The 26,580-nt window shown below is 65.3% G+C and carries 29 protein-coding genes and 2 pseudogenes; 10 read left to right on the top strand and 21 right to left on the bottom strand.

Annotated features, from left to right (window positions below; translation table 11 throughout):
• Nucleotides 1-139: 139 nt before the first annotated feature.
• Nucleotides 140-1,380, top strand: a pseudogene (gene istA, locus AB0H00_RS26000) (IS21 family transposase).
• Nucleotides 1,380-2,142 (top strand): annotated as a pseudogene (gene istB / locus AB0H00_RS25995) (IS21-like element helper ATPase IstB); the annotation flags it as partial. The pseudogenes istA and istB, both read left to right, overlap by 1 nt.
• Nucleotides 2,143-2,340: 198 nt before the next feature.
• Here istB and AB0H00_RS25990 read toward each other — a convergent pair.
• On the bottom strand, nt 2,341-2,664 hold the full coding sequence (locus AB0H00_RS25990; protein ID WP_357271169.1) for a hypothetical protein: 324 nt from the start codon (nt 2,662-2,664) through the stop codon (nt 2,341-2,343).
• Between the two features lie 703 nt (nt 2,665-3,367).
• Nucleotides 3,368-3,817 (bottom strand): hypothetical protein, encoded by a 450-nt coding sequence (locus AB0H00_RS25985; RefSeq protein WP_357271166.1) that lies wholly within the window; start codon nt 3,815-3,817, stop codon nt 3,368-3,370.
• A gap of 90 nt (nt 3,818-3,907) precedes the next feature.
• On the opposite strand from AB0H00_RS25985, the gene AB0H00_RS25980 reads away from it, so the two are divergent.
• From AB0H00_RS25980 to AB0H00_RS25965, 4 genes are all read left to right on the top strand, one after another.
• Nucleotides 3,908-4,288, top strand: a complete 381-nt coding sequence (locus AB0H00_RS25980; protein WP_357271163.1) for a hypothetical protein — start codon at nt 3,908-3,910, stop codon at nt 4,286-4,288.
• A 519-nt stretch (nt 4,289-4,807) separates the two neighbouring features.
• Nucleotides 4,808-5,953 (top strand): acyl-CoA dehydrogenase family protein, encoded by a 1,146-nt coding sequence (locus AB0H00_RS25975; RefSeq protein ID WP_357271160.1) that lies wholly within the window; start codon nt 4,808-4,810, stop codon nt 5,951-5,953.
• Nucleotides 5,937-6,599 (top strand): helix-turn-helix domain-containing protein, encoded by a 663-nt coding sequence (locus AB0H00_RS25970; protein ID WP_357271157.1) that lies wholly within the window; start codon nt 5,937-5,939, stop codon nt 6,597-6,599. The genes AB0H00_RS25975 and AB0H00_RS25970 overlap by 17 nt, the downstream gene beginning before the upstream one ends.
• A 278-nt stretch (nt 6,600-6,877) precedes the next feature.
• Nucleotides 6,878-7,639 carry a DUF4190 domain-containing protein gene (locus AB0H00_RS25965; RefSeq protein ID WP_357271155.1) on the top strand — a complete coding sequence of 254 codons (762 nt, stop codon included), beginning with the start codon at nt 6,878-6,880 and terminating at the stop codon, nt 7,637-7,639.
• A gap of 34 nt (nt 7,640-7,673) precedes the next feature.
• On the opposite strand, the gene ligD is transcribed toward AB0H00_RS25965, so the two are convergent.
• The 10 genes from ligD to AB0H00_RS25915 all read right to left on the bottom strand — a co-directional run bounded on the left by ligD (nt 7,674) and on the right by AB0H00_RS25915 (nt 17,919).
• Nucleotides 7,674-8,675 carry a non-homologous end-joining DNA ligase gene (gene ligD, locus AB0H00_RS25960; protein ID WP_357271152.1) on the bottom strand — a complete coding sequence of 334 codons (1,002 nt, stop codon included), beginning with the start codon at nt 8,673-8,675 and terminating at the stop codon, nt 7,674-7,676.
• Nucleotides 8,672-9,757, bottom strand: coding sequence for an ATP-dependent DNA ligase (locus AB0H00_RS25955; RefSeq protein ID WP_357271149.1), 1,086 nt, complete (start codon nt 9,755-9,757; stop codon nt 8,672-8,674). The genes ligD and AB0H00_RS25955 overlap by 4 nt, the downstream gene beginning before the upstream one ends.
• 147 nt (nt 9,758-9,904) lie before the next feature.
• Complete coding sequence (locus AB0H00_RS25950; protein WP_357271146.1) at nt 9,905-10,309, bottom strand: cold shock domain-containing protein; 405 nt, start codon at nt 10,307-10,309, stop codon at nt 9,905-9,907.
• 33 nt (nt 10,310-10,342) lie between these two features.
• Nucleotides 10,343-11,443, bottom strand: coding sequence for an SPFH domain-containing protein (locus tag AB0H00_RS25945; protein ID WP_357271143.1), 1,101 nt, complete (start codon nt 11,441-11,443; stop codon nt 10,343-10,345).
• A gap of 18 nt (nt 11,444-11,461) precedes the next feature.
• The gene (locus AB0H00_RS25940) at nt 11,462-11,695 is read right to left on the bottom strand and encodes a hypothetical protein (RefSeq protein WP_357271140.1); all 234 of its coding nucleotides are present in this window, start codon (nt 11,693-11,695) and stop codon (nt 11,462-11,464) included.
• Between the two features lie 87 nt (nt 11,696-11,782).
• On the bottom strand, nt 11,783-12,412 hold the full coding sequence (locus tag AB0H00_RS25935) for a TetR/AcrR family transcriptional regulator (protein ID WP_357271137.1): 630 nt from the start codon (nt 12,410-12,412) through the stop codon (nt 11,783-11,785).
• Between the two features lie 74 nt (nt 12,413-12,486).
• On the bottom strand, nt 12,487-13,812 hold the full coding sequence (locus AB0H00_RS25930) for a pyridoxal-phosphate dependent enzyme (protein WP_357271134.1): 1,326 nt from the start codon (nt 13,810-13,812) through the stop codon (nt 12,487-12,489).
• A complete protein-coding gene (locus AB0H00_RS25925; protein ID WP_357271131.1) occupies nt 13,812-15,353 on the bottom strand; it encodes a decarboxylase in 1,542 nt (513 codons plus the stop codon). Before AB0H00_RS25925 ends, AB0H00_RS25930 begins: the two co-directional genes overlap by 1 nt.
• On the bottom strand, nt 15,350-16,636 hold the full coding sequence (locus AB0H00_RS25920) for a heavy-metal-associated domain-containing protein (protein ID WP_357271128.1): 1,287 nt from the start codon (nt 16,634-16,636) through the stop codon (nt 15,350-15,352). The genes AB0H00_RS25925 and AB0H00_RS25920 overlap by 4 nt, the downstream gene beginning before the upstream one ends.
• Entirely contained in the window at nt 16,633-17,919 is a 1,287-nt protein-coding gene (locus AB0H00_RS25915; protein ID WP_357271125.1) for an aminotransferase class V-fold PLP-dependent enzyme, read from the bottom strand. The genes AB0H00_RS25920 and AB0H00_RS25915 overlap by 4 nt, the downstream gene beginning before the upstream one ends.
• Before the next feature lie 110 nt (nt 17,920-18,029).
• On the opposite strand from AB0H00_RS25915, the gene AB0H00_RS25910 reads away from it, so the two are divergent.
• On the top strand, nt 18,030-18,455 hold the full coding sequence (locus tag AB0H00_RS25910; protein WP_357271123.1) for a pyridoxamine 5'-phosphate oxidase family protein: 426 nt from the start codon (nt 18,030-18,032) through the stop codon (nt 18,453-18,455).
• 2 nt (nt 18,456-18,457) lie between these two features.
• On the opposite strand, the gene AB0H00_RS25905 is transcribed toward AB0H00_RS25910, so the two are convergent.
• The 4 genes from AB0H00_RS25905 to AB0H00_RS25890 all read right to left on the bottom strand — a co-directional run bounded on the left by AB0H00_RS25905 (nt 18,458) and on the right by AB0H00_RS25890 (nt 21,763).
• Nucleotides 18,458-18,892 carry a CBS domain-containing protein gene (locus AB0H00_RS25905; RefSeq protein ID WP_357271120.1) on the bottom strand — a complete coding sequence of 145 codons (435 nt, stop codon included), beginning with the start codon at nt 18,890-18,892 and terminating at the stop codon, nt 18,458-18,460.
• A gap of 104 nt (nt 18,893-18,996) precedes the next feature.
• Entirely contained in the window at nt 18,997-20,259 is a 1,263-nt protein-coding gene (locus AB0H00_RS25900; protein WP_357271117.1) for a helix-turn-helix domain-containing protein, read from the bottom strand.
• 248 nt (nt 20,260-20,507) lie between these two features.
• Nucleotides 20,508-20,744, bottom strand: a complete 237-nt coding sequence (locus AB0H00_RS25895; protein WP_357271114.1) for a hypothetical protein — start codon at nt 20,742-20,744, stop codon at nt 20,508-20,510.
• Between the two features lie 221 nt (nt 20,745-20,965).
• Nucleotides 20,966-21,763: an SAM-dependent methyltransferase gene (locus AB0H00_RS25890; protein ID WP_357271112.1), complete on the bottom strand. Its 798-nt coding sequence runs from the start codon at nt 21,761-21,763 to the stop codon at nt 20,966-20,968.
• 323 nt (nt 21,764-22,086) lie between these two features.
• Here AB0H00_RS25890 and AB0H00_RS25885 point away from each other — a divergent pair, with 323 nt between their 5' ends.
• Nucleotides 22,087-22,308, top strand: coding sequence for a DUF397 domain-containing protein (locus AB0H00_RS25885; protein WP_357271109.1), 222 nt, complete (start codon nt 22,087-22,089; stop codon nt 22,306-22,308).
• A gap of 89 nt (nt 22,309-22,397) precedes the next feature.
• Nucleotides 22,398-23,285, top strand: coding sequence for a helix-turn-helix transcriptional regulator (locus tag AB0H00_RS25880; RefSeq protein ID WP_357271106.1), 888 nt, complete (start codon nt 22,398-22,400; stop codon nt 23,283-23,285).
• Between the two features lie 238 nt (nt 23,286-23,523).
• Here AB0H00_RS25880 and AB0H00_RS25875 read toward each other — a convergent pair whose 3' ends face one another.
• From AB0H00_RS25875 to AB0H00_RS25860, 4 genes are all read right to left on the bottom strand, one after another.
• Entirely contained in the window at nt 23,524-23,751 is a 228-nt protein-coding gene (locus tag AB0H00_RS25875; protein WP_357271103.1) for a hypothetical protein, read from the bottom strand.
• A 292-nt stretch (nt 23,752-24,043) separates the two neighbouring features.
• On the bottom strand, nt 24,044-24,346 hold the full coding sequence (locus AB0H00_RS25870; RefSeq protein ID WP_357271100.1) for a putative quinol monooxygenase: 303 nt from the start codon (nt 24,344-24,346) through the stop codon (nt 24,044-24,046).
• Nucleotides 24,347-24,410: 64 nt separating this feature from the next.
• Nucleotides 24,411-25,070: an NAD(P)H-binding protein gene (locus tag AB0H00_RS25865; protein ID WP_357271097.1), complete on the bottom strand. Its 660-nt coding sequence runs from the start codon at nt 25,068-25,070 to the stop codon at nt 24,411-24,413.
• 34 nt (nt 25,071-25,104) lie between these two features.
• Nucleotides 25,105-25,638, bottom strand: a complete 534-nt coding sequence (locus AB0H00_RS25860) for a DUF2599 domain-containing protein (protein WP_357271095.1) — start codon at nt 25,636-25,638, stop codon at nt 25,105-25,107.
• Between the two features lie 232 nt (nt 25,639-25,870).
• Here AB0H00_RS25860 and AB0H00_RS25855 point away from each other — a divergent pair, with 232 nt between their 5' ends.
• The gene (locus tag AB0H00_RS25855; protein ID WP_357271092.1) at nt 25,871-26,155 is read left to right on the top strand and encodes a hypothetical protein; all 285 of its coding nucleotides are present in this window, start codon (nt 25,871-25,873) and stop codon (nt 26,153-26,155) included.
• Between the two features lie 10 nt (nt 26,156-26,165).
• Here the strand turns inward: AB0H00_RS25855 and AB0H00_RS25850 are convergent, their stop codons facing one another.
• Nucleotides 26,166-26,399, bottom strand: a complete 234-nt coding sequence (locus tag AB0H00_RS25850; protein WP_357271089.1) for a hypothetical protein — start codon at nt 26,397-26,399, stop codon at nt 26,166-26,168.
• Nucleotides 26,400-26,580: the final 181 nt, after the last annotated feature.

Here is a 26,580-nt window from a genome sequence, read left to right as displayed (position 1 = left end):
AAGACCGACCTCCTCCGAAAGCGAATCCTGTTGAGCGAGTGAATAACCCGGGATCCGCGATCACCAAATTTGTGCCAGATCCTGAATACTGACCCTCTGGTTCCGGGTGAATGTTGACCCACCCGTGAACGATCATGAGGTGTTGAACGTGGAGGACTGGGCGGAGATCCGCCGGTTGCATCGCTCGGAGGGGATGGCGATCCGGGCGATAGCCCGTCGGATGGGGATTTCGAAGAACACGGTGAAGAAGGCGCTGGCTGCGCATGAGCCGCCGCGGTATCAACGCAAGCCGCGGGGTTCGGCGGTGGATGAGTTCGAGCCGGCGATCCGGGCGGTGCTGGCGGAGTTTCCGGATATGCCGACGACGGTGATCATGGAACGGGTTGGCTGGCAGCGGGGCCGGACGGTGTTCTTCGAGCGGGTGCAGCAGTTGCGGCCGTTGTTTCAGCCGGTGGATCCGGCGTCGCGGACCGAGTATCAGCCTGGGGAGCTGGCGCAGTGTGATCTGTGGTTTCCGCCGGTGGATGTTCCGCTGGGGTTCGGGCATGTCGGGCGGCCTCCGGTGCTGGTAATGGTGACCGGGTATTCGCGGGTGATGGCCGCGGTGATGATCCCGACGCGGCAGAGCCCGGATCTGCTGGCGGGGCATTGGGCGTTGATCTCGGGGTGGGGTCGGGTCCCGAAGATGCTGGTCTGGGACAACGAAGCGGCGGTCGGTCAGTGGCGTGGCGGGAAACCGCAGTTGACCGAGACGATGAATGCGTTCCGCGGGTCGCTGGGTATCAAGGTGCTGCAGTGCCGGCCTCGAGATCCGGAGGCCAAGGGTTTGGTGGAGCGGGCGAACGGCTATTTGGAGACCTCGTTTCTGCCGGGCCGGGCGTTCGCCGGCCGGCGGATTTCAATGTCCAGCTCACTGATTGGCTGGTTCGAGCCAACCACCGTCACCATCGCCGTCTCGGTTGTCGTCCGGTGGATCGGTGGGAGGCCGATAAGGCGGCGATGGTGGAGTTGCCGCCGGTGGATCCCGTGGTCGGCTGGCGGTTCAGCACCCGGCTGCCTCGCGATCATTACGTCCGTTTGGACTCCAACGACTACTCGGTTCATCCGGCCGCGGTCGGCCGGCGGGTCGAGGTCCGTGCCGATCTCGGCCAGGTCGTGATCAGCGCCGCTGGCGCGGAACTGGCTCGTCACCGGCGATGCTGGGCCGATCACCAGACGATTACCGATCCCGTCCATGCGGCAGCGGCCGCGGATCTGCGCAATGCCCGGCGCCTGGTCGCGGTCCCTGCGATCGACACCGATGTCGAGCACCGAAACCTTTCCGACTACGACCGCATGTTCGATCTCGACGAGGCGAGCAGCAGCGAGGAAATCGCCTGATGGCAACAAAGACTGCAGCAAAGAGCTCACGCGACGTCTCTTCGGAGATCGCTTATCTCGCTCGGGCTTTGAAAGCCCCGACTCTCGGTGGCGCCGTCGAGCGGTTGGCCGAACGAGCCCGCGCCGAGAGCTGGACCCATGAGGAATTCCTGGCTGCCTGCCTGCAGCGTGAGGTCTCCGCCCGCGAATCCCACGGCGGTGAGGGCCGCATCCGCTCGGCTCGATTCCCGGCCCGCAAAGCACTCGAAGAGTTCGATTTCGATCACCAACGCTCGCTCAAACGCGACACCATCACCCACCTCGGAACCTTGGACTTCATCACCGCCAAGGAAAACGTCGTGTTCCTCGGACCACCGGGAACCGGCAAAACCCATCTGTCGATCGGGCTCGGGATCCGCGCCTGCCAGGCCGGTCACCGCGTTGCCTTCGCCACCGCATCGGAATGGGTGTCTCGGCTGGCCGAGGCACACCAAGCCGGAAAATTGCAGGCAGAGCTGATCAAGCTCGGCCGGATTCCGTTGATCATCGTCGACGAGGTCGGCTACATCCCCTTCGAAGCCGAAGCGGCGAACCTGTTCTTCCAACTGGTGTCGTCCCGCTACGAGCGGGCCAGCCTCATCGTCACCAGCAACAAGCCCTTCGGCCGCTGGGGCGAGGTCTTCGGCGACGACGTCGTCGCCGCCGCGATGATCGACCGCCGAAGTCATCTCGATGAAAGGAGACAGCTACCGCCTCAAAGACCGAGACCTCGGCCGCGTCCCCGCGGCCAAAACCAATGCTTCAGTGCCTCAACGTGGTCGACGCACTCACAAGATCAGGGCTCACCCAGTGTTGGGGATTTTCGGGTGGGTACCTCCTGTCCGTTGACGATCCAGAATTGGACGATGCTGGCGGCCTTCATGATTCGGTCGACCGTCGACGGTGGCCATCCGGTCTCTTATGGACTGGATGGCTATCGGTTCAGGTGGTTCGTATGCTGGGCGTGACCTCCAGCCGTGAGGCGGAGATTTCCAGACCCATCGATTTTGCGCAGAGGATGTGATGGTCGATCGTGGATCGGTAGATCGACGTGGCGGTGATGTGTCTGATCTCGATCATGATCGCATTGGCATTCCAGCTTGCCTGTGCTAGCTGGAGTACGGCGACAAGATGATCTTCGGGCACCTTCGCACTCTTTTGCTCGATCATCCTGCGCGCGATGCACTCGCATGCGGAACCCCGCGGCTGGCAGCATTTGCCGCGAATCTTTGATCGCGAGAAGGTGACGGATCGGACCAGCTCCATAAACGCATCCTCAGCATATCGGGACAAATCGCGGACCCGAGAGGCGCAACACGTCACCCATGTGACGGGCGCGGAGGTACGTCGAATCAGCACATGCGACACAGCTACCGCAGGTGAGTCGCAGAATCCCGGTCCGCGTCCAACGCCAGGCGTGGAAGCTGCCCATTCGCGCTGAGTGCCCAGCCTGACTAGGCCGAGCTGCCCTGATTATGCGCCAACCACTCTGCATTGGCAAAGCGAATCCGCCGTTGCGGCGCGAAAGTCGAACGAATACAGCCCGATTCGCGTCGAAAGCTGTAATCACGACGTTCGGATGATGCCCCGCATGTGGCGGTCCCAGCGAGAAGCGATTGAAAGACGCGCACCCGCGTGATGCACCCGCGCTCGGGTTGTCTTGACGCACAACCGGTCACGGCCCCAAAGGCCACGCCATCCCCCGGAAGGTGGTCCGGCACAGCACACGAGCAGGCCTGCCCCCGGGGAAGCGCTGAAGTGTCAAGCCCCCGCGTCCCGGTGATTCGCGCACGCCGCTCGGGGAAGTTCTGATTCCCCAGGTGGTGTAGGGATTGGAACCTCCTCGGCCGTAAGACGACACTGGTGGCGGGGGTTTGGCGACGGCCATCGCTGCGCAGTCAGCGCCATCGGCTCGCACATCAGAATAGCTGTATTCAGTTGTGCCGATGGGGGAACCGGCCGGGCGCAGTCAAGCAGCGTCAGCCATCAGGTCCAACGCGGATTCGGGAGTACCGACCGCGACGGGATCAGCCATGGCGGGGCTGTTGCCGATCATCACGGCGAACTCATCGGCGGCAAACGAATGCATCCACACGACAGCCGCAATCATCAGCGGAGCGATGGCGAACTCGATCGTCGCCTGGATTTCACCTGCTGCGACATGCGGAATGACATTCAGCATGACACTCAGCAGCAACAACGCTGCCTCGATCGTAACAATCTTCGACTTGGCGATCGTGTGCCCCTCGCGGGACGCCGTCGTCGCAAGGTGCATGATCGCGATGAGTGGTAGCGTGATCAGCGGCTCGACGAGGAATGCAAGCCAATAGCGAGGGTCTGCGATGGCGGACCCCGCCATCAGGTTGTTCTGCACGTTGACCGATCCCCACAACACGCCCGTCGCCATGACGCCACTCATGACACGTGACACCCACTGTGAGCTACGGAATAGCCGTCCGACCCGGGCAGCGGGGCTGGCGACACGTCGATGCGTGGCGATGGCGTCCGCGTGGGCCTCGACATCAGCAATGTCGAGACGCCGTCGTCGTTCCCGGTGCCAATGAGCGTCTTTCGCGGTGTTCAGGCGAGCGATGCGGGCCAGAGCCCGGATGTCCTCCTCGACGGCGCGCTCGGCGAGCAGTTCATCGTCGGATTTGGCGTCGACGAACGCTTCGTCGGTCTGCTCAGCCAGGCGTTTCCGTGCCCGGTTCTGCTGTTCGGTGAAATCGAAGTCGACGTCGAACAAACCCGCAGCCTGGACGCGCCGTCGGCGCGTTGGCATGGTGATAATGGTCATGTCGGGAAGGTCCTTCTTCCTGGCACCAGTCCCTTGGCGGATGGTCTAGATCCGCTGAGGGACATTTTTGTAGCCACCGTCGAGAGGGTCTAGCTCCGTCGGGTGGGTGGTTGTCGTCGGGATTCGACCACCCGCAGTAGCGGCACGTCAACACTGTCGGTTCCGGTGGCGCACGAGAAGTCCCACGTCGGAGTAGGGTCGCCATGGCCTTGTCCCGTTGATTCGGGGAGTAGCAAACAGTGGGCGTCCGGTCGATCCCGGGGAGATTTGGGGGAAACCTTGGGGAAGCTTGCCTCTCCGAGCGTCGCTCAACGCGATCGAACCCGACCGAATCGGCGACAATCAACAGATCGATGCGATCGATTATCGGCCGTTGTGGGTCGCCGATTCGTGGTCGACGGCCGCGAGCGACGTGAAGTCGGAAGGATCCGGATTGGCCGAAGACTGGTTGCATGAACCAGGCGCGGCCGATCGGCTGATCCACATTTCATCCTCATGAACCCGCCTCGACCTGCGCATGTCCGCTTTGTTGACATCATGCCAATAGTGCGACAGTCTGATGACGAGACGCGGGTGCGACAGGTCTGCGCGATTGAGCAAAGGATTTCTGCGATGGCACGCATGGCGTGGAGTGACGACGAGGTCGAGGCGGTACGTGACCTGGCGAGGACCTTCTTCGAGAAAGAGGTCGTCCCACATGAGGAGAAGTTCGTCGCCCAGGGACATCCCGATCGCGCGCTGTACAACCGCGCGGGCGAGCTCGGTCTGCTCTGCACCGCGATCCCGGCCGAGTACGGCGGGGGCGGCGGCACATTCGCGCATGAGGCCGCGATCATCGAGGAGCAGGCCCGTGCGGGCGACGGGTCGATGGGCATGCCCGTGCACAGCGCGATCATCGCGCCGTACCTCCACGAGTTCGGCTCCGAAGAGCTCAAACGGCAAGTGCTGCCCAAGGCGGCCACCGGCGAGATGGTGTTGTCCATCGGCATGACCGAACCGGGCACCGGTTCGGACCTGCAGAACATCAAGACCCGCGCGGTGCGCGAGGGCGACGAGTACGTGATCACCGGCTCGAAGATCTTCATCACCAACGGCTGGCTCTGTGACGGCATCATCATCGCCGCCAAGACCGACCCGGCCAAGGGCGCGGCGGGTGTCTCGCTGGTTTTCGCCGACGTCGGCGATGACACTCCGGGTTTCCAGCGTGGGCGCATTTTGAACAAGATCGGAGGCAAGGCCCAGGACACCGCCGAGCTGTTCTTCGACGGCCTCCGCGTGCCCGCGTCCAACCTGCTCGGTGTGGCCGAGGGGCAGGGCTTCTACCAGATGATGCAGCTTCTCGCGCAGGAGCGCTTGGTCACCGCGATCATCGCGGTCGTCATGATGGAGAAGGCCGTGCAGCTCACCGTGGACTACACCAAGGGCCGTGAAGCGTTCGGCAAGCCGCTGTTCGCCATGCAGAACACCAAATTCGAACTCGCCGAGTGCGCGACCATCGCGAAGGTCTCCCGCACCTTCCTGGACGACTGCATCGGCAGGCATCTGCGCGGCGAACTCGATATTCCCACCGCTGCTATGTCGAAGTACTGGCTTACCGACCAGCTCGGTATCGTGGTTGACCGCTGCCTGCAACTGTTCGGCGGCTACGGCTACATGACGGAGTATCCGATTTCGCAGCTCTACACCGGCGCCCGCGTCCTACGCATCCTCGCGGGCAGCAACGAGGTGATGAAGGATCTCATTGCCCGGTCTCTCTGACACCAGAAGCGAGACCGCGGACGGTGGCGCCGACCCGGCGCTACCGCGCCGCCGTCGACTCGAACCCGACGAGCGGCGCGCGCAGATTCTCGCCCGCGCGATCGACATGTTCGGTGAGCGGCCGTACGCGGCCGTGTCGACCGCCGAGCTGGCGCAGCGGGCCGGGGTGGCTCGCGGTCTGATCAACCACTACTTCGGCAACAAGCGCGATCTCTATCTGGCGGTGGTTCGTCGAATGGTGACATTGCCCAAGCTCGACAACATGATCGTGCCCACCGGCGCCGCGCGCGAGCGCGTCGATGCCAGTGTGCATTGGCTGCTGGATACCATCGCCGAGCATGGCAGCACCTGGGTGAAGGTCACCAGCCACGAGGGCGTCGGTGACGACCCCGAGGTGCAGCAGATCCTCGACGAGGCCGACGACGCGGCGGCCGAGCGTCTGCTGTTGATGGTCGGTCTCGCCGGTTCGGCACACGGTACCGAGTTGCGCGCGATGGTCCGCGCGTACGGCGGGATGGTCAAGGTCGCCGGGCGCGAATGGATCACCCGCGGCACCCTCACCCGGGAGCAGGTGCACGAACTGTTGTCCGACATGTTGCTGACCCTGGTCACCGAATCGTTGCCAAAGGCGGACCGGCGACGGTGAGGGCCCCGTCCGGCGACCAGATGCGCCGACGCCCGCGATCCACCTCAACGCGGTCGCGGCCGCGTTGAGGGCCGATGATGCTGTCCCAGGGAACAGGACATCCCGGCCTTAGTCCCGATCCGCACCGGCGGTGCGTGTTCGATATCACGGCCCGATCACGAAAATTCGATATTTCGGATTCTCTGTTCGCGTTTCGCGCCCTATTCTGTGTCGGTATATCGGGGCGGGTCCGGGCAGTCCGAGATTCCTGCGCGGTGTGGTGTAGGAAAGGGACCTTGATGGCACGGGCAGAACGACTCGAGACGGACCGCTGGCCGACGGCGAAGCCGGATGAGAGCTGGGCGGAGCCGGAAGTCGACGGTCGCTGGCCGGACGAGGAGGACGAGCGTCGCCCCGAGCAGGCACCGAGCCGCCGCAGGACCGGGCGAATACGCGTGGAGATTCCGCCGATCGTCAATCCATACGCGATCGTCGCGCTGGTCGCCGCGCTGGTCGGCCTGTTCCCGGTCGCGATCGTGTTCGGGTTCATCGCCTTCAGCCATCCCCGTGGGCGCGTCATGGCGATGTTCGCGCTGTTGATCGGCTTCGCGGAGGTGACCGCGCTGGCCGGATTCGTGCTGCTGTCCAGCAACTGGCTGTCGGACGTGATGAACCGGCCGGCCGCCCTCGCCCCGACATCCGTCACGTCGGTGCCGCTGACCATCGAGCGGCCGGTGGCGAGCACGACGACCGTCGCACCCAGCCCCACACTCACGACCGCACCGGCGGCCGGCCAGGGCCCCGTCACCAAGGGCTCGCCGTGCACCGAGGCCCAGCTTGGCCAGATCGGCTCTGCCGCGGACGGCGGCACCCTCCTCTGCCTCACCACCACCAGCGGTAGCTACCGGTGGTCCGGCCCGCACACCGTGGCGACCGCCGTGCAGCAGGCCGGATCGAAATGTGATGCCACTGGCGCGAAGACCGGCCGTACCTTCGACGGCCGCGCCCTGGTGTGCGAAGTCAGCGGCCGTAGCGGCACATGGATCCTGTGGACCGAATAGCCGTTGACCCGACACTCGATATCGACGGATAACGCTATTCGGCCTTCCTTGCGCGGCTCGGCTGGACGCGGGGCGGCTCATTGGGCATTTTCGGGTACTGGGGTGGCCAGGGGGCGTCCATGAGACCCGCGGCCATGTCGCGTTCGGACAGCTCCAGCAGCGGGGCGATGGACTGGGGTTCGCGGTCGGCCCACGGGTCGCCGAGTTCGGCGTAGCGCTGGGGCACGGTGGCGATGGTCAGTTCGTCGGGTACCACGGAATCCAGGTCGGACCAGGTGATCGGCGTGGACACCTGTGCACCGACCTTCGGCCGTACGCACCATGCGCCGAAAACCGTTTTGTGCGGGGCATTCTGGTTGAAGTCGACGAAGACCCGATTGCCGCGTTCTTCCTTCCACCAGTGCGCGGTGATCTCCTCCGGGTGCCTGCGCTCCAGTTCGCGGGCCAGCGCGACCGCGGCCGCCCGCACCTGGTAGCCGTCCCACTTCGGCTCCAGCGCCACATAGATGTGTAATCCGCGGGAACCGGAGGTCTTGATCCGCGTTTCGATGCCGAGTTCGCTGAACAGTTCCCTGGTGAGTACTGCGGCGTGCTTGAGATCGTCGAATGTGATGCCCGGGGAGGGGTCCAGATCGATGCGCAGTTCGTCGGCGATCTCGAGGTTGTCGGCGCGGTTGGGCCAGACATGGAATCCGAGGCAGCCTTGGTTCACTGCCCACAGGATGTGCGCGAGATCATGTGCGACGAGCGCGTCGCTGGTGGTGCCGTTCGGCGTGGACACCTCCACGGTGTGCAGCCAGTCCGGCGCGGATTTCGGCACCCGCTTCTGAAACCATGATTTGCCGGACGCGCCGTCGGGATAACGCTCCAGCAGCAGGGGCCGCCCGCCGACCACATTCAGGAACGGTTCGGCGATCGCCTGGTAGTACTGCACCAGATCCAGTTTCGTCTCGCCGCGCTTGGTGAAATACACCTTGCCGGGATTGCTGATCGTGACGGTTCTGCCGTCGACCTCCATATCTGTCGACTCGCTCATCGCGCCGCGCTTTCGCTGAAGAGGGCACCCAGCTCCGCGGGCGCCACTTCGTCGAGCTGGGCGTAGGTGCATGATTCCGGCGTTCGGTCGGGGCGGAAGCGCACCAGCCTGCCGCCATGGCGCAGCCGGCCAGACTGCACGTGCTCGTAGCGAACCTCGGCGACCAGTTCCGGTCGCAGCGCTTCCCAGGACAGATCCTTGCCACCGGTCCAGCGGCTCACTCCACCAGGCATCTTGCCGTCCGCCTTGGCCTGCGCCGTGGCGTCGGCCCAGTCCCGCCACGGATGATTGTCCAGCGCGTTCTCCCGCAGCGGAGCCAGCTCCTCGACTAGTTCCTTACGCCGGGCCGCGGTGAAACTGCTGGCCACACCTACGTGGTGCAGGGTGCCGTCGTCGTCGTAGAGCCCGAGCAGTAGCGAACCGACACCGACGCCGTCCTTGTGCCGGCGGAAGCCCGCCACCACGCAGTCGGCAGTGCGCTCGTGCTTGACCTTGACCATCACCCGCTTATCCTGCAGGTAGGCCAACTCGTCGGACTTGACCACGACGCCGTCGAATCCCGCGCCCTCGAATCTGGTGAACCAGTCCTCGGCTACGTCGGGGTCATGCGTGAGCGGCGTCAGATGGACTCGGGCGAGTTCGGTGTCCAGGATGGTCTCCAGCAGTCGCCTGCGTTCGGTGAACGGCGCACCGGTCAGATCCTGGTCGCCGAGGGCGAGCAGATCGAAGGCCACGAAGCTGGCGGGCGTCTCCACGGCCAGCTTGTTCACCCGGGAGGCGGCCGGGTGTAGGCGGTTCTGCAGGGTGTCGAAGTCGAGGCCGTGCTCGGTGACCACCACGATCTCGCCGTCCACCACGCACTTGTCCGGCAGCGCCTGCTTCAGCAGCTCAGCGACCTCGGGAAAGTACCTGGTCAGCGGCCGATCGTTGCGTGAACCGAGCTCCACCTCGTCGCGGTCCCGGAACACGATGCAACGGAAGCCGTCCCACTTGGGTTCGTAGCTCAGGCCCGGCTCGCGCGGCACCAGGGACGCGGATTTGGCCAGCATCGGCCGTACGGGCGGCAGCACCGGTAGGTCCACGCGATCCTCCTCGGGTCGATCCTCACCTGTTCCGACGTCGCGCGCGGCGCAAACTCATCGGTACGTGATGCGGCTTCGGCTCGATCGTAGGCGGCCGCCCGGACAAGATCGTGGACTTCGGGCGCGTTCCATGCTGTGGCCGTCTGCTCAGTTCTCCAGCCAGCCGCGCTGTTCGGCGAAAGCGGTGAGCCGATCGCGGATCGTGAGGATCTCGCTCGCGGTGAGCGCGGGGCTCGCCTCCAGGAGCAACTCGGTGATCAGGCGTTTGTGGTCGGCAACGGTAAGCTGTCCGGAACTCGGCCTGTCCTTTCCCTTGTGCCGGGGCGGCGGAGCAGCGGGCGGGCCGCCGACCGCCGTGAGATTGACCGCCTTGGGCCCGCGGTCGCCTTCGGTCATGTCGAATTCGAACACCCGTCCCTGGCGCAACTCGTCCTCATCCAGACCGATGTCGTTGACGTGGACGAACACATCCGGCCCACCGTCTTCCGGCCGAATGAACCCGAATCCCCGAGAGCTGTCGAACGACACCAATTTCCCGATGGACACCAACACCCACTCCTCATCCTCTGACGCTACTCGGCTACTTTAACCCGCATTTTCGCCGTCGTTGGAGGAAAGCGCCTTTTGCAATGAATTGAAAACAGTCAGTCCCTGACCGACCATTCCGTTCACCAGTTCGCCCACTCCGTCTGGTCCGTTGAGGACCGTGAGATTCGCGTTCGCCAACCCGGTCGAGGCCTGCTTGACGATTTCCGGAAGTTGTTCGATCAACAACTGATCCAGCGCGATCCGGTTGTTCGACGCGGCCGCCGCGGCCTGGATCCTGGTACGGTCGGCCTCCGCCTCTGCCAGGATGCGCACCCGGTCGGCCTCGGCCCGAGCGGGCTTCACGACCTCGGCCTGCAACTGCTGTTCGCGGAGCTCCGCCTCCTTGCGCGCCTGCTCGGCCTGAGCGGTGAGCACCTCCTGCAGCGCCATCGCCTCGGCGAGTGGACCGGCCTGGGCGGCTTCGGCATTGGCTTTGTCGATGTCGCGCTGGTACTGCGCGCGCAGGATCGCCGTCTCGCGCTGATACTCCGCCTGCCTGCGCTGAGATTCCTGCTCGGCTTGCGCCGACGCCTGCGCCGCCTGCGACTGCGCGATCTGCGCGTCGCGCTGCACGGCAGCGTTGTGCGGCGCGGCGAGTGCGGCGATATAGCCGAGGTTCCCGTCGTCGATGGACTGGATCTGGAAGGAATCGACCCACAGGCCGATATTGCTCATCTCCACTTTCGACGCGACGAGCACTTCGTCGGCCAACTTCTGGCGCTCCCGGATGATCTCCTCGACCGTCATCGAGCCGACGATCGAGCGCAAGTGCCCGGAGAAGATACGTCCGGTCAGCACGGACATCTCCCGTTCCTGCTCGGAGAGGAACCGCTGCGCCGCGTTCACGATGGACTGTGTGTCGTTGGCGACCTTGAACGCGATCACCGCGCGGACGTCCAGCTGGATAGCCTGCTTGGTGACGCAGCGCTCCTTGATCTCGGACTCGAACATCGCCAGCGACAGGTACCGCACCTTGCGGAACAGCGGAATCACCCAGGCGCCGCGTCCGATGATCACCTTGAACGGTGCGTTGTCGCGGCTGGTGCCGCCGCTGACCAGCATCGCCTCGTCCGGGTCTGGCACGTGGTAACCCAGCACGTCTGTCTCCCTTACTGTTCAGCTTCCTTCGAGTGAATCCGGGCCGAGCGGAATCCACGGAACGACATCGACGAGGCGGCCAGGATGGACCGCGATGACCAGTACGGCCGATCCGGCCGGAATCGGCTCGGTGGCCTGTGCGATGTACAGCTCGGTTCCCCCTCGAATCGCGACCAGGACCTCACTCAGCGCCCCGGCGCCCCGGATCGACGATGTGAGCGTACCTGTCAAACCCACCACAGGGTCGGTCATCCCACGATCTTCTCCTGCTGGCTCCCGGATCGCCACCCTACTTCTCGCGCAGCAGCTTTCGATACGGTCTTCGATCGGCGCATGCGGTCAAGAGCGGTACAGCGAGCGATACGCGGCGAGCATCGCGACGCAGTGGTCGACGATCTGGTCCCTGGTGGCGCGCAGTGAGCCGTTCAGCCATGCCGAGAACATGCCGGCGTTGCCGCTGGCCATCGTCACCGCGGCAAGCCTGCGCTTGACCGGGTCGTCGATGTGGGCGAACAGATGGTCCTGCACGACTCGGGTGAACACCGGCATCACCGCGATGGTGGTCTGGCCGAGTCCGGTGCTGGAATATGGTTCCACCAGAAACAGTCGCGACTTGCGCGGGTCGGCGAGCACCCGGTCCACCAAGAGCTCAGACAGCTTGCGGTCACGGGACGGGTCGTCGGTGGCGGCGAATGCGGTCATCGGCTCCAGGAATTCGTCAGCGATCCGGCGGTAGAGCATGTCGAGCAGTTCGTCGCGGCTGGCGAAGCTTTCGTAGAAATAGCGGTCGATGAGGTTCGCCTTGCGGCACACGGCGCGCATGGTGACCCCGCTTGCACCGGCCTCGCCGATCAGATCCAGCGCGGCCTCCAGCAGTGCCGCCCGGCGCGCCTCCCTGCGCTCGAAGAGCGTCGTTCCACCCCAAATCCGCGGGTTCGCATCGTCCTCTGATTCCTGACCTGTCTGCACGGCCCCACGATAATGCCTGGTGCCCCCGCCCACGCGACCTCGCCGCCGCCGGCATTCCGCGACAGAGACCCGATTCAGCCGCGTTCCATGGGAAGGCCCGAGTCACGCCACGCGACGATGCCGCCGTCCAGGCTGGCGGCGTCGTATCCCGCCTGCCGGGCTCGAGCGGCGAAACGCAGCGACAACTCGCCCACCGGGCAGACGAAGACCACCGGTCGCGACCGCGGGAAGGGGATTCCGTGGGTGAACATGTCATCTAGCTGGTCGTCGCGGATGTTCAGCGCACCGGGCACGTGGCCGAGGCGGTAGGCCATCGCGCCACGGGTGTCGACGATCGTCGGTCGACCGGCCCGGTCCAATTCGGCGAGCTGCTCGGGCGACAACGCCGGCGTGGCGGCCAGATCGGCCGGCGTCGGCGCCGGTAGGCGGTCGGCGCGGCCGAACAGGTCGGGCCTGCGCTTCTTGATATACGACAGGTACGGCTCGAGCCGGTCGCAGACAATGAACACCGCGACGATCGGCTCGTCCGATTCGGCCGTCGAATGATCCAGTGCGCCAAGCGTTTCCAGAGCCGCTGCATAGCTCGCGCCGCTGGTCGGACCGCCGAGCACCCCGTACCCCGTCGCGAGCCGCAGCGTCGCGTCAACGGCATCGCCCGCCGCCACGGTGACGATCTGATCGTAGAAGTCGGGTTGGAACAACCCGACATCCCACATCTCGCTCTCCGACCGGATACCCGGAATGAAATCCGACCGCTCGGACACCACGGCGACGGTGCGCAGTTCGGGATTGTGCTTGCGCAGATAAGTGGCGGCGCCTCGGGTGGACCCGGTGGTACCGAGCCCGCCGATCAGATAATCGACCCTGGTGATGCCGTCGGTGGCGAGGTCCTCGTGGATTTCCCGGCCGGTGCCGTGATGGTGTGCCTCGACGTTCTTCTCGTTGGTGTACTGAGAAAGGTGGCGATACGTGCCGGGCTGTTGCGCCATGGTCGCCTCGATGACCGAGTAGACGTCGTTCGGTGTGGTGGGGTCCGGGCATTCGGAGAGGCCGGGCAGTTCCACGATCTCGGTGCCGACCAGCTGCAACAGATCACGGACCTCGGCCACCTTGATTCGGTTGGTTACCGCGCGCAAGCCGATCCCGTACATCGCGCCTAGGACGCGTAGCGCCTTGGCCGTATTTCCGCTGGAGGCCTCTATGAGGGTCTGCCCGCTCGCGCGGATCTCATCCAGGTCGTCGCGGAGCATGCCCCAGGCCACCCGGTCCTTGACCGAGCCGAACGGATTGTGCGACTCCAACTTGGCGTAAAGCTCGACATTCGCCAGCCCGTGTACCGCGGGATCGAGGCGCAGCACAGGCGTATTGCCGATGAGTTCGGTGATGTGTTCGTAGCGCATCAGGGAGCCTCGGCGGGTCGGACCGGCCTCGGGGGGCGGCGGGGAGAGTGCGGCACGACAGGACGCGGCGGCAGATCGGCGGGGACGTGTGGTTCGTAATCGGTGTCGCCGACGACCTGAAAACCGCTCGAGTGACGTGAGACGGCGAGTTTTGCTGTCAGCGGGTGCATCGAGGCCGACGCCGCGGACAAGTCCATGTGGTAGGCGGCGGTGTTCGGGAAGACGACCAGATCACCCGGCCGCGGCCGTTCCGGTAGCCACACCTTGTGATTGGTGATCAGATCTCGCTCCAAGCACAGACGTCCGGCAAAATACACGCCGACCGGGCCGGACTCGGCAATCGCGTGGGACGCGGTGGGGCATCCCGCGGGGGCGGGTTCGCCGCCCGCACCGGGCAGGACGATCGGATCGACCATGACCTCCTGGTCGGCGGGGGTCACGGAATCACGGCTGAGGTCCACGTTCACCAGTACCGTGCCGTCGGCAAGCTCTTTGACGAACTCGACCGTGGCCACCGTAACGCCCGCGTGATCGACCAGCGCCTTACCTGGCTCGAGCCACAGCTCCAGCAGGTTCTCGCCCACGACGTTCGCCACGGTGCGCCCGCCATGGCGCTCCAGAGGCGCGTCGAGTAGATCCGCGAGCATCCCGCTCGCGGGCACGGTGTTGGCGTACTTGTGGAACACCGGTGTGCCGTGCACGGCGCCGCCCGCGATGTGGTAACCGAAGGTGTTGCTGCTCCAGCTCATCGGCTCGCCACGGCCGAGCAGCGATTCGCGCAGCGCGAGCACGTAGGCGTCGAACCGCTCGGCGTCGGCGGTGAACACCTGACGAAATCCACCGCCGATGTCGAGCACCGACGGTGCGAGCCCCCAGTCGTAGGCCCGCTCGACCGCTGCGAGGCAGGCGTCGATCGCGCGGACCCGCTCGCCGAGGTCGCCGGAGTCGAGGTGGAACGCAAAGCCGAGGAACGTGATTCGGCTACGCTGCGTCGAAAGCAGGTCGAACGCCTGGGGGAGATGCGCGAGCGGGACGCCGAACCGGCTCACCTGGCCCGCATCGAAACCGGATACTCGAAGCAGCACAGGCACGCGCGCGCTTTCCTCGGCGAGTTCGATGATCCGGCGCAGTTCCCACAGGTTGTCCACGTTGACGGTCGCCCCGCAGCCGACGAGGTCGCGCAGAAAGGCTTCGCCCTTGGGGCCGGTCACCTCGATGCGCGTCGGAGTGAACCCCGCGCCGACGGCTCTGGCGAACTCGTACGGCGAGGCCACGTCGATGGCGATACCCGCGTGCTCTGCGGTCCGGACAAACGCGCGGGCTTGATTGACCTTGTGCGCGTAGCAGATCCGGTGCCGGGGCAGCCGCGAGTCCAGCTCGGCGCGCAGAGTCGCGAGGTTCTCCGAATACACTTGCGGAAATATCAGGTGCGCGGGGGAGCCGTAGCGAGTCAGTGTCTCCGCTACGGCATCCGGTGTGTCGAGGAAGGCGCGCACCAGCGAATGGAGCTTCGCGGGTAGCGTCGGGAACGGCGACGTCATACCGCGGTTTCCGACGGCTCTGCGGCGGCTCCCGGCGCCGCGGTCTCGGGCTGCTCGGCGACCGGGTTGTAGCCACCATCGCGGATGGCCTCGAACGCCCGTGCCCGGTTGCGCGGGCTGCGGAACTCCGCGACCACGCGCTTGCTGGTGAGGTCGATGTCGAGCACACGGATGTCCATCGACTCCAGCACCCCGCCGATCGTGCGGACGCAGTGCTTGCAGGTCATGTCCGGCACGTAGAACACCTGGTCCTCGATAGTGGCGGCGCGGTCCGCGGTCGCCCCGTCGAGATCGGAACTCACTTCGACGATCTCGCACCGCTCGGCGATCTCGGTGAATGTCGTGACGAACCGGTCGACCACCATGGGCAGGATGCTGTAGGCCGCACCGTTCAGCTGGTGTGGCACCGCGGCGAGGCAGGAGGGGCGGGTGCCTGCGGGTAGCAGCGCGTACTGACGGGAGATCAGGTCGAGGTCGTCGTGGTACTTGGCGATCGCATCCTGGGTGGAGAGCCCCTCGACGGTGATGGCGCGGCGCATGACGGTATGCGCGTCTTCGATGGTGGCGTCCTTCATCGCGCGCAGCGTCACCACCGTCTCGGCCGAATAGCGGACGGTGCCGTCGGGCTGCGCCACGAGCGTCACCGGGATCATGCCGCGCCGGTAGGTCGAGGCTTGCAGTTCCCAGAACCAGCGGGTGGCGGCGGCGGCGAACAGTCCGGAATCATGGATGCCCCTGGCGAATTCGGCGGCGCCGCGATAGGGGGTCTGCCCGGCCAGCAGCGCGTGCTGCGCGAGCACTCGCCCGGCGGCCTCGATGCCCACCCGGAAGATGTCGAGCGGATCGTGATCAGTGGTCGTTCCATCCAGCACCGCGTGCTCGTGCGGACCGAGCCTCGAAACCCGATCGGCGAAACCGGAATTCGCATCCAACGCGTGCCACAGTGTCAGCACGGTCTCGCGCATCGCGATCGGCACCAGCGCTCCGAGCCCATCGGAGCGGAAGTGTCCCGTGTTGGGGATGCCGTCGCTGTCGGTCCACGCGATCCGGTGGGTGGCGCTCGTCACCTGGTCTGCCCGGCACGGCCGCATGAATCGCTCCAGGTACAGCCGCTGTGCGTAGGTGAGATGACTGTTCGGCTCGAGCCGCACTGCGGCACAGGTGAATTCGATCCTGCGTGGCGCGAGCGGCGGCACCGGCGCGGTGAACAGCCCCGGCTGCGCCAGCCTGGCCAGCACGCGGGACGCGGCGCGCCGGTCGTAGCGCGGGATGTCGATCGTCACGCGACCTCCTCGGCAATCGTCTTGATGCCGGCCGTGAAGCGGCCGATCTCGTCGAGGGTGTTGTAGACGTGGGTGCTGACCCGCACCGAGTCGGCGTCATCGCCTACGGCGGGGGTGCAGTGCGCGCCGGTGCGCACCAGGAAGCCCAGCTCGCTCAACACAAATCCCAGGTCGGCCGCGGAGATGCCATTCAGCCTGAACGAGACGATCCCGTAGCCGACGGCGCAGGCGGAGTGCGCCGGGCCAGGCAGGAACTCCAGCCCGGGGATCGGTCGCAGGCCGTCGATCAGGCGCTGCGTCAGGTCACGGTTGTGCGCGGCGATCGCACCGACGTCGAACGATTCCAGCACTTCCAGCGCGCTGCCGAGTGCGAGGATGCCAGGGATGTTGTGCGTGCCGCCCTCCAGCAGCTCGGGCATTGCCTGCGGCGTCAGCCCCTCCGCGCCGAGACGCACCCCCGAGTTTCCGCCGGGCAGAAATGGCACGAGGCTGTCGTGTACGCGCCTGCGGCAGTACAGCACTCCGGTTCCCGGCGCGCCGAACATCTTGTGTGCGGCGAAGATCGCGAAATCCGCGTCGAGCTCGGTCACGTCGACCGGAAGGTGTCCACCGCTCTGCGAGCAGTCGAAGCACAGCAGGATCGCGGGATCGATGCGGCCGCGCAATTCCTCCAGGGTGGTGAGGCCGCCGAAGACGTGGTGCAGATGGCTGGTCGTGATCAGCCGGGTCCGCGGCGTGATCTTGGCCCGGATATCGTCGGTGTCCGCCTCGCCCGCGCCGGTCACCCGATAGGGAATCAGCTCGATGCGGCGCCCGAACCGCCCGAGCAGCCCACGCAGATGATGCCACGGGTGCACGTTGGAGGCATGGTCCACTGCGCTGTAGAGGATTTCGTCGCCGTCGGCCAGTGTCGCCAGCCCCCACGACAGCGCGACGGCGTTGAGCGCGGCGGTGGCACCGCCGGTGAAGACAACCTCGTCCGAGTGCTCGGCGCCGATGAACGCGGCCGTACGCTCCCGGACTCGGGCGATCCCGGCGGACAGGCCGGTCGCCCACGGGTAGGTGCCACGTCCCGCGTTGGCGGTGCGGGAGCTGTGATAGCGGTGGATGGTCTCGATGACCGGCAGAGGTTTCTGCGTGGTGGCGGCACTGTCGAGGTAGACCTCGGTGGTGTCGGCCAAAGCGGGAAACAGCGCGCGCACCGTGGCGGGTGTGAGTGTCGGCGCCGGAAGTCGCGCAACCTCCGGCCGCGCGACGTGCGATCTCGAGGCGGGGGACCGCACCGTAACGCTCCCTTCACCCGATCACTGGACGACCCCAACGATACGCATTTTTGGTACGGACTTCGAAGTTTTGTCGCGGGCAACGGCTTTCAAGCACTAACCTGGGCGTTATGCCGCTGACCTTGGACGAGCGTCAACAGTTCTTCGCGCAGCCGCACATCGCGGCGCTGTCGGTGTCCGCGGGCCCTGGTCGTGGCCCGCTCACCGTCCCGATCTGGTACCAATACAGCCCCGGCAGTGAGGTGTGGGTGCTCACCGGCCCGGAGTCGCAGAAGATGCGCTACATCCGGGAATCCGGCCGGTTCACCCTCATGGTGCAGCAGTTGCAGCCAACTATCCGATACGTGAGCGTGGAAGGTCCGGTCACCCGGATAACCCCCATGACTGATGAGATGCACCATGAGATGGCCTCGCGATACCTGGCCGCGGAATCGGTCGACGGCTATCTGAAGGCGGCTGAGGCCTACGGTGAGCAGGTCGCGGTCTACCTGCGGCCGGAGCACTGGCTCTCGGCCGACCTGGGCAATCTCAGCTAGTACTAGTACCGGCCCTGCACGTACTCGACGAGAGCCTGGCGTTCGGTCGCCAGTTCGGAGATCGCGCTCTTCACGACGTCACCGATACTGACGATGCCGACCAGTCTACCGTCGTGCACCACAGGCAGATGCCGGATGCGGTGCTCGGTCATGGTGCGGCGCAGCCCGTCGACCGGGTCGTCGGGTGCACAGGTGCGAACGTCGGAGGTCATGATCTCGGTGACCGGGGTATCCAGTAGGTCGGCGCCGCGAGCGTGCAGGCTGCGCACCACGTCGCGCTCGGAGACGATACCCGCGATCGTGTTCCCATCGGGGGAGACGACCACCGCACCGATATTGTGATCGGCCAGTGCGGCGAGCAGCGTGCGTACCGTCGTGTCGGGCGCGACGGTGGCTATGTCGCTGCCCTTCCTGCGCAGAATTTCCGAAATTCGCATGTTTCACCATCCAGACGTCGCGGCACTTCCAGGATCGCAAGTTCGTGGTTGGGTGACCAGCACGAATTCGTTACAAGCCACATCGGTCACGGAGCGGGCATCGGTCACAGACGCCGAGTGACGCCGCGGTCGAGATCGCGGGCCAGCAGCGCGATCGCCGCCTGTGAGATGCCGGCCGAGGTCGCCAGATCGATCGAGGTCAGTTGGGCGATGCGGCGCAGCCGGTAGTCGACGGTATTGGGGTGCACGTGGAGCTGGCGCGCGGTGAGCTGGCGGTTCATGTCGTTGCCCAGATAGGCGCGCATAGTGTCGAACAATTCGGGATGGTGCTCGAGCGGATCGAGGATGGTGGCGATCCGCCGGGTCGCGGGGCCACTGCGGGTGAGCTGATATTCGACCGCCAGCTCCGACATCTGGTAGAGACCGGGTGGTTTGTCACCGACCCGGACCAGGTTGAGCAGCTCGTGGGCCTGATCGGCTGATTCCGGAATCCGATCGGTGTCGCCGGCCACCGCGGTCGCGGTGAGCGGGACCTCGGCGGCCTGGGCCAACAGATCGAGGGTCGCCGCGTTGACTATGGCCTCGTCGTCAGAGCCCAGCGGGATGAGCAGCGTGCCGCCCTTGGTGCTCAGCAGGGCCAGGGCGCGGGAAACGAACACGGCTGCCAGTGCGGACTGCAGTCTGCGTAGCTTGCGTCGGGCGGCGACGTTCGCGTCGACTTGCGGATTGCGCTCGTCCGCGTGTTCGGGAATCGACAGGGCGACAACCTGATAGGACTCCGCAATCGGGATGCCCGTCTGCCGGGCCAGTGCCGAACTTCCTCGCCCGCTCAGCAGTGCCGAGGCAAGTGTCTGCGCCGCCGTCTGATGTTCCTTCGCGACCAGGTGCTGCTCATCGACGTAGGCGTCGGACACCGCTGCGGTGAGCGCCTTCAGCAACTCGAGCATCAGATCGGTGGCGATCAGCACTTCATCGACGTCGTCGGCTTGGGCGTGCGCGGTCACCAGCCCGAACGCGATGCGCACCCCTTCGTGGTAGGCACGCAGAATGGTGCTCAGCGGCACACCCTCGCGGGCCCATCGTGTCGCGGATTCACGTATCGTGCCGAGCTTTTCGCCGTCCGGGACGGTGCGCTGGTCGAACATTTCGGCGACGAGGGTGAGGCAGTTGCGGGTGAGTCTCGTGACGTCCCCGCGCAATTGCTCGCCGGACAGTGTGCGACAGGGGGCCACGCACGTCTCGAAGTATCCGACCATGCGCGAAGCCACGCGATCAGTGTTCTGCAGTGGGATCGAAGCCGGCTGCCCGCCGATTTCGAGCACCGGGTCGGACGAATCAGCGGACAGATCCAACGCGGAGAAGGTCATTACCAGTTCGCTCCAATGCCACCTCGGGCGTGGAAAGAACTGCGCCCGAGTCGATCGGATCACTATACGAAAGGCTTGTGCGCACGGCGAGCGATCGGCGAGATCGATGGCAACCTACTGCACTGCGTGTGATCAAGCGCTGCGAGCGGGGCGCCGCATCAACCGCACGTTGTGCCGAGGAGGATTCACGCTGCGACGATATTCTTGCGCGCTAATCGATATCCATGCGCCCCAGGCGATTCGGAGGGCTACTCGTCGTCCAGTCCGGCCGAGAGGTAGGCGGCGGCCGCCAGCCACTGCCTGCACTGTGGGCCGTGTACCTCGTGAGCGTAGAGGATGTCGCGCGCCTGCCGGTAGGTGAGGCCGCGTGGCTCGAATCCGCAATCGGACATCGAATATTCCGGTACCAGGCACTGGCGCAGGGGCTCGGCACCGGCGCCGTCGATGACGGCGACCCGGCGGGGAGCTAGGAATGGCTGGCTCATTCGACTACCCCTCGCGTTTGCGTGTGGCGGGGGAGTGCGATGTGATGGTGACGCCGGCGCGAACTCCCTGCGTACTTCCCCGATTTCGAGTATGAGTCTATGCCCCCGTTGCTTACAGATGCAAGTACATCTGCACGATCGGTTGAGGGGAAATGGTACGGCGGCCGTCGGTCTCGAGCCGACGACCGCCGTTGTGGTGCTTGCGGTTTGGTGTTTACCGCTTACGGTTTGCGGGCGACCGCGCAGTAGGCGGAGATCGGCCGAATCTCGCCCACGTCGGTCTTGTCGGCGCGCCATTGGGTAAGGGAGACGAAGCCGGGTTCCACCATTTCCAGGCCGTCGAAGACCGCTTTGATCTGAGCCTGGGGACGGGGGACGTACGGAGTGCCGCCGGTGCCGGTGTAGTTCTCGCACAGCGTGACGTAGGCCTTGCTGTCGTCTGTGCCGTCCCACATCACCAGGTAGCTGCCCGAGGGCACCGCGTCCAGCACGGTATGCACGATCCGCAGCAGGTCGTCATAGGTCTTGGCATGGCCGAGCACGCCCATGAACATGACGGCGATCGGCTGGTTGAAGTTGAGAACGTTTTTGGCGTCGGCGATGATCCGCTCAGGATCGTGATAATCGGCGTCGACGTAGGTGGTGACGCCCTCGGGGGTCGTACTGGTCAGCAGTGCTCTCGCGTGCGTGAGCACCAAAGGGTCGTTGTCCACGTAGACGATCTTGGACTCGGGAGCGACGCTCTGGGCGACCTCGTGAGTGTTCTGCATGGTGGGCAGGCCGGTGCCGATGTCGAGGAACTGGCGGATGCCCTCCTCGCCGGTGAGGTAGCGCACGGCACGGATGAGGAACTGGCGCGACTGCACCGCCATGGTGGTGATGTCGGGGTCGACCTCGATGCCGGCGTCCCCGGCGACGCGATCGATTTCGTAGTAGTCCTTGCCGCCCATCCAGTAGTTCCAGATACGCGCGGAGTGCGGAATGTCTGTCCGGATCAGGGGGCTGTGGTCGTCGGGCATGGGTAGGACTCCTCAGGCAAAACGTGTCGGCGGCACGGCCCGTGCGGGTGGGCGCTGCGGGGTGTCGCGAATGACTGGTATATCCGATGTGCACTGTGACAGTACAAGATTCGTTGTGCGGGGCCGGCGGGATCGCCGAGCTGATCACGTGTTTCGGTGTCGAACCGACCGTGATTCCCCTTCCCGGCCGAGGGGGGTCGCAGTAGTAAGGACGCAAGGGCGAACCTCGTGCTATCGTCCGAGTGTTGCTGCAAATGCAAGAACGTTTGAGCGTGCATCTGCACGAACCAATCCGCTGACCATGTAACCGAGGAGTGGGGAAGATGTCGGATACATCCATGAACAAGATCATCGGATCTTGGCGCAAGAGTTCCTTCAGCAATCCGAGCGGCAACTGCGTGGAGGTCGCCGAGACGGCCAACGGCCAGGTGGCAGTACGCAATTCCCGGGATCCAGAAGGGGGTGTGCTCATCTATACGCGTCCGGAGATCGATGCGTTCGTCCGCGGCGCCAAGTCTGGAGAGTTCGACTATTTGACTAGCTGAGCGGTAGCATTAGCGGTCGGTGCGGTGTGTCTCGCGACAGGTGGTTGTGACACACTGTGGGCAACCCCGGAGTATCGGAGACGAACTCGATGATCGCTGAACCCGATGACGATGGTCATGTGAAAGCTGTTGTCACGGAACGTGGTCCGACCGTGCTACGCATCGCGCTGGGGGGTCAGTTGCGGAAGCTCCGGGAGAAGAAAGGCATCACCCGCGAGGCGGCTGGCGACGCGATCCGGGGCTCACACGCCAAGATCAGTCGTCTCGAGTTGGGCCGCACCGGTTTCAAGGAACGCGACATCCGCGACCTGCTGACCCTCTATGGAGTACTCGACACCGAGGAGCGCGAGTCGTTTCTCGAACTGGCCAGGCAGGCGAACGAGCCGGGGTGGTGGCATCGCTATAGCGACCTGCTGCCGCAATGGTTCGGCACCTACCTCGGTCTGGAACAGGCTGCGAGCAAGATTCGCACCTACGAGGGGCATCTTGTTCCCGGACTGCTGCAAACGCCCGAATACGCAAGGGCGGTCGTGGCGCTCGGGTACGAGGACGCCGATACGGATCGGCGGGTCGCGGTGCGGCAACGTAGGCAAGAGATCCTATTTCGATCGGATCCGCCGATTGTCTGGGCGGTGATCGATGAAGCCGCGTTGCATCGGCCGGTCGGTGGTGCGGCGGTGCACCGTGAGCAGATGCAACATCTGAGCAAGCTCGCCAAATTACCGAACGTGACAATTCAGGTGCTGCCGTACTCCGCGGGCGCGCACGCTGCGGCGGGTAGTTCATTCAGTATCTTGCGCTTTGCCGAGCCGGAACTGCCCGACATCGTCTACCTCGAGCACCTGACCAGCGCGCTGTACCTTGATCGGCGGCAGGACCTTGCGCTGTACCTCTCGGTCATGGACCGGCTCAGCGTCCAGGCCGAGCGTCCGGAGGGGTCGATCGCGATCATCGACAGGTACGCCGACGGGCTCTGAGTCCGCTGAGAGGTTTCTGGACGCAGAGTCGATCGGCCAGAACGGACAAGCACACCATGTCGTAACCACTCAAACGGGCAATGGATGTCCGGCGTGTGGTGTTTCCCAGCGGTCACATAGACCGCGGCGGTGATGCCCGGCGCCAGCCCGCAGCGGAATGTGGAAGACGCCGGGCGCGGCGACTTAATGCTTGTGGCACAAGGAGATTCGGGCCCCTGGACATCGGGCCGAAGCCGGGTCAGAGTTTGATGAAGCTGGAGGTGATCCGCCAGAATGTCGCGCGCTGCAAGGTGTCGAAATCCCAGTCGTCAGCCATCGCGTACGCGGTGGTGACGATTCGGTCGATATCGAAATCATGCCGGGTCGCCGCACCGGTGGATTCGACGGCATCGATGACGTACGCCATGGCGGTTTCCCGCGAGAATGCGGTGTCGGTATGGCCGCTTCGGGCCGACGGTGTGCTCATTCTTCTACCGTTCGCTGGCTGGTCGGCCAGTGTGATGTCGGCTGAGCCGAGCCGATCCGAAAAGTGGTTGTTCCATTCGAACATCCCTGTTTTGTGGCGGCGGCAACCGCGGCGACTTCGGCCTTCGGCTCGCCCGCGTGGGCTCCCCTGGTTGTCCTCTGTAAACCGTTGCGGGACTGAGTTTAATTCGCCGTACCTTTCAGATGCAAGCACATCTGCACGGTCGATTGTGTATTCGCAGTAGGCATTTCGTACCTGTGAGTTTGCGGACGCAGTGCTGAGAAGAGTGAATTCAATCGCGGCCGAATAGCACGTCCGTGCTGTAGACGATCTGCGTACCAGGCTCGACGAATTGGTCCGCCGCGGCCCGCCAGGCAAGGAAATGCTCGGTGAAGCGATGCGCTTCCGCCGCCTCGTCATCGGTGTAGAGCTGGTAGAGGAAGAATCGGTGCGGATCGACCCGATCTGCGCAGATGTCGAAGCGCAGACATCCGGCCTCGGTCCGGACCGAGGCATCCGCGCTCCGGGATATGGCCGCGAGGAACTCCGCGCGAGAGCCGGGGCGGATCTTCATCGAGACGATACGGCTGAACACGGTTGTTCTCCCATCGTGACCGTGGGCATCAATCGGCAGGGGCGGCAGCGGGGTTCGCCTCGGTTCAATCTGCCAGTTGCGCAACTGCCTGGCTAATCGGAGTGGTTCCCGACACGAGTTCGAGCGTCGTACCGAAGGTGTGCGTGGCGGGTAGTAGTGCGGTGAGCACGGCGGCCACATCGGAGCGCGGGACGTCGCCGCGACAGCCAACGGGCGGTGTGAGCGTCACCAGCCCGGTGCCCGCGGTGTCGACGAGGCGGCCAGGCCGGAGGATCGTCCAGTCCAGATCCCGGTCCCGCAGATCGTTCTCGGCCTGAGTCTTCGCATCGATGTAGGCGGCCCACACCTCATCGGTGCCGGGCGCGGGCGGCTGACCGGCGCCTACCGTGGAGATCTGCACGAAGCGGCGCGCGCCCGCTCGTCCGGCGGCCTCGGCCAGTCGGACGGAGCCGCCCAGGTCCACGGTGTACTTGCGGTCCACGCCGCTGCCCGGTCCCGCCCCGGCCGCGAAGACCACGGAGTCGGAACCTTTTACGACGGCGACCAGATCATCGGTGCCGGCGTTCTCCAAGTCGAATGGGACCGGATCGGCGCCTGCGGCCAGGACGTCGGCGGCGTGGTCCGGATTGCGAATGAGCGCGGCGACCTCGTCGCCGCCGGTAGTGAGCGATCGGATGAGCAGCAGTGCGATCTTCCCGTGTCCGCCTGCGATGACGACGCGCATGAATCGGTCCTTTCGGTCGGGGCGGTGCCCGTGCTCAGCGCTCGGGACCGCCGGGATTACAGCGTGCGTCGACGGTGGCCGAGTAACCGACCGCTGGACGCCAGGGTTCCAGATTCCAGCTGGGTTTGTTCGGCTGTACCAGCCGCGCCCAATCCCAGTGGCAGATGAGCTGATCGCGCATGCCGGGTGCGTCCGCGTCCGAAGACTGGGCGATCACCTCCTGCCAGGCGCGCTCGTCGGACCCAGGAAAGGTGGTCTGCCGCCCGGCCGAGGTAGGAAATACGAGCAGCCGCGGCCCGTCGATGGCTTCGGTCCAGGTCACGTGGTCGATCAATGGCAAACCCGCGTAGGGATCGACGGTGGGTACGGCGCCCAATGACGCGGAAGCCTCGGAGGCTGGTGCGTTTCGCGTCGGCGTGGTTGTGGCAGGGGGCGTCGTGGTGCTGCCCCGCGCGGAGGCGGACTCGTCGGAACCGCAGGCCGTAACCACCATCGGCAGCAGCGCGACGGACAGCAGCGCGGCAGTACGTTGCCGGACCCCGTTCCGGTGCGGGTACCGCTGTGCCACTGTCGAACCTCCTGTGTTCTCCTCGGCGCCGCTGGCGTGCCCATCCGAGCCTAGCGAGCGCGAGCGGCCTCGGCGAGGGCACGGATTGTGGTGGTTTTCTGCTGCGCAATGTGGCCGCGACGGGTGCGCCGTCGAACCTGGGCCTGTTGTTCCCTTCGCGATCCCTGGCTGCCCGTGACTTCTGTCGCAGAGGGCCGCCACAACCTATTGCACGATGGCCTGGCCGGATTGCGTGCGATCCCACGGAGAGCTCGATGTCGACCGGTATTTGACGCCGACCGGTCACGAGGTCCTGCGTTTTGGGAAACTCGAGTGTGTTCTCCGCGCCGACGTGAAGGCTCCCGGCATGGGCATGGGCATGGGCATGGGCATGGGCATGGGCGAGCTGATCGCGGAGTTGTGGTCGTCCGGTACGGACCTGCGGGTGGCCATCTATCCCGGTGACCATCTCGGTGTAGCCCGCGAGGCGATCCCCGATGTGTGTCCGCTCGTGGACGGTGTGCTCGACCGCCGGTAGGCGGCCGCGCTCAGCGCCAGAGTGATCGGCAGGGCAGCCTGCGCAGGTCGGGACGCACGTCCCCGTCCACGGTGACGGTGAGCCCAGCGTGTGCGGCGGCCGAGGTGAATTCCCCCGCCTCGGTCCCAGTCGCCGCGTATTCGAGGATCAGGGCGTCCTCCGGTGTGGGTCCGTCGAAATAGACAGTGATTCGCCGTGTCGGCGTCTCGGTGTCGTCGGCGAGCTTGTGCGCCATGCCGTCCATGCCACCGTCTCCTTCCGGGCCGGCGCGGCGGCGCGCCGTTGAGACCGACGGTAAGCGCCCACCATTGCTGAGAACATGTTCTAGGCAATCGGCTGGATTTGTCACAGCGCGGGCACATGACAACCGAGGTAGAGTCACCGGCGGGGGAACACTACGGTCACAGGTCGGTCGCCCGAAACTT

Origin of the sequence: Nocardia sp. NPDC023852, assembly GCF_040639505.1 — a bacterium.
In the GTDB taxonomy this organism is placed as follows: Bacteria; Actinomycetota; Actinomycetes; order Mycobacteriales; family Mycobacteriaceae; genus Nocardia.
The sequence above is the reverse complement of the archived record's forward strand: the minus strand, read 5'-3'. Positions and strand labels throughout refer to the sequence as shown.

What these genes read in the sequence shown, in the direction of transcription:
- ligD (WP_357271152.1), bottom strand. Translation starts at nt 8,675, where the DNA reads ATGAGCGAGTCGACAGATATGGAGGTCGACGGCAGAACCGTCACGATC.
- AB0H00_RS25910 (WP_357271123.1), top strand. Translation starts at nt 18,030, where the DNA reads ATGCCGCTGACCTTGGACGAGCGTCAACAGTTCTTCGCGCAGCCGCAC.
- AB0H00_RS25900 (WP_357271117.1), bottom strand. Translation starts at nt 20,259, where the DNA reads ATGACCTTCTCCGCGTTGGATCTGTCCGCTGATTCGTCCGACCCGGTG.
- AB0H00_RS25850 (WP_357271089.1), bottom strand. Translation starts at nt 26,399, where the DNA reads ATGGACGGCATGGCGCACAAGCTCGCCGACGACACCGAGACGCCGACA.
- AB0H00_RS25885 (WP_357271109.1), top strand. Translation starts at nt 22,087, where the DNA reads ATGTCGGATACATCCATGAACAAGATCATCGGATCTTGGCGCAAGAGT.
- AB0H00_RS25930 (WP_357271134.1), bottom strand. Translation starts at nt 13,812, where the DNA reads ATGCGCTACGAACACATCACCGAACTCATCGGCAATACGCCTGTGCTG.
- AB0H00_RS25865 (WP_357271097.1), bottom strand. Translation starts at nt 25,070, where the DNA reads ATGCGCGTCGTCATCGCAGGCGGACACGGGAAGATCGCACTGCTGCTC.
- AB0H00_RS25895 (WP_357271114.1), bottom strand. Translation starts at nt 20,744, where the DNA reads ATGAGCCAGCCATTCCTAGCTCCCCGCCGGGTCGCCGTCATCGACGGC.
- AB0H00_RS25985 (WP_357271166.1), bottom strand. Translation starts at nt 3,817, where the DNA reads ATGAGTGGCGTCATGGCGACGGGCGTGTTGTGGGGATCGGTCAACGTG.
- AB0H00_RS25965 (WP_357271155.1), top strand. Translation starts at nt 6,878, where the DNA reads ATGGCACGGGCAGAACGACTCGAGACGGACCGCTGGCCGACGGCGAAG.
- AB0H00_RS25925 (WP_357271131.1), bottom strand. Translation starts at nt 15,353, where the DNA reads ATGACGTCGCCGTTCCCGACGCTACCCGCGAAGCTCCATTCGCTGGTG.
- AB0H00_RS25975 (WP_357271160.1), top strand. Translation starts at nt 4,808, where the DNA reads ATGGCACGCATGGCGTGGAGTGACGACGAGGTCGAGGCGGTACGTGAC.
- AB0H00_RS25905 (WP_357271120.1), bottom strand. Translation starts at nt 18,892, where the DNA reads ATGCGAATTTCGGAAATTCTGCGCAGGAAGGGCAGCGACATAGCCACC.
- AB0H00_RS25875 (WP_357271103.1), bottom strand. Translation starts at nt 23,751, where the DNA reads ATGAGCACACCGTCGGCCCGAAGCGGCCATACCGACACCGCATTCTCG.
- AB0H00_RS25940 (WP_357271140.1), bottom strand. Translation starts at nt 11,695, where the DNA reads ATGACCGACCCTGTGGTGGGTTTGACAGGTACGCTCACATCGTCGATC.
- AB0H00_RS25890 (WP_357271112.1), bottom strand. Translation starts at nt 21,763, where the DNA reads ATGCCCGACGACCACAGCCCCCTGATCCGGACAGACATTCCGCACTCC.
- AB0H00_RS25990 (WP_357271169.1), bottom strand. Translation starts at nt 2,664, where the DNA reads ATGGAGCTGGTCCGATCCGTCACCTTCTCGCGATCAAAGATTCGCGGC.
- AB0H00_RS25880 (WP_357271106.1), top strand. Translation starts at nt 22,398, where the DNA reads ATGATCGCTGAACCCGATGACGATGGTCATGTGAAAGCTGTTGTCACG.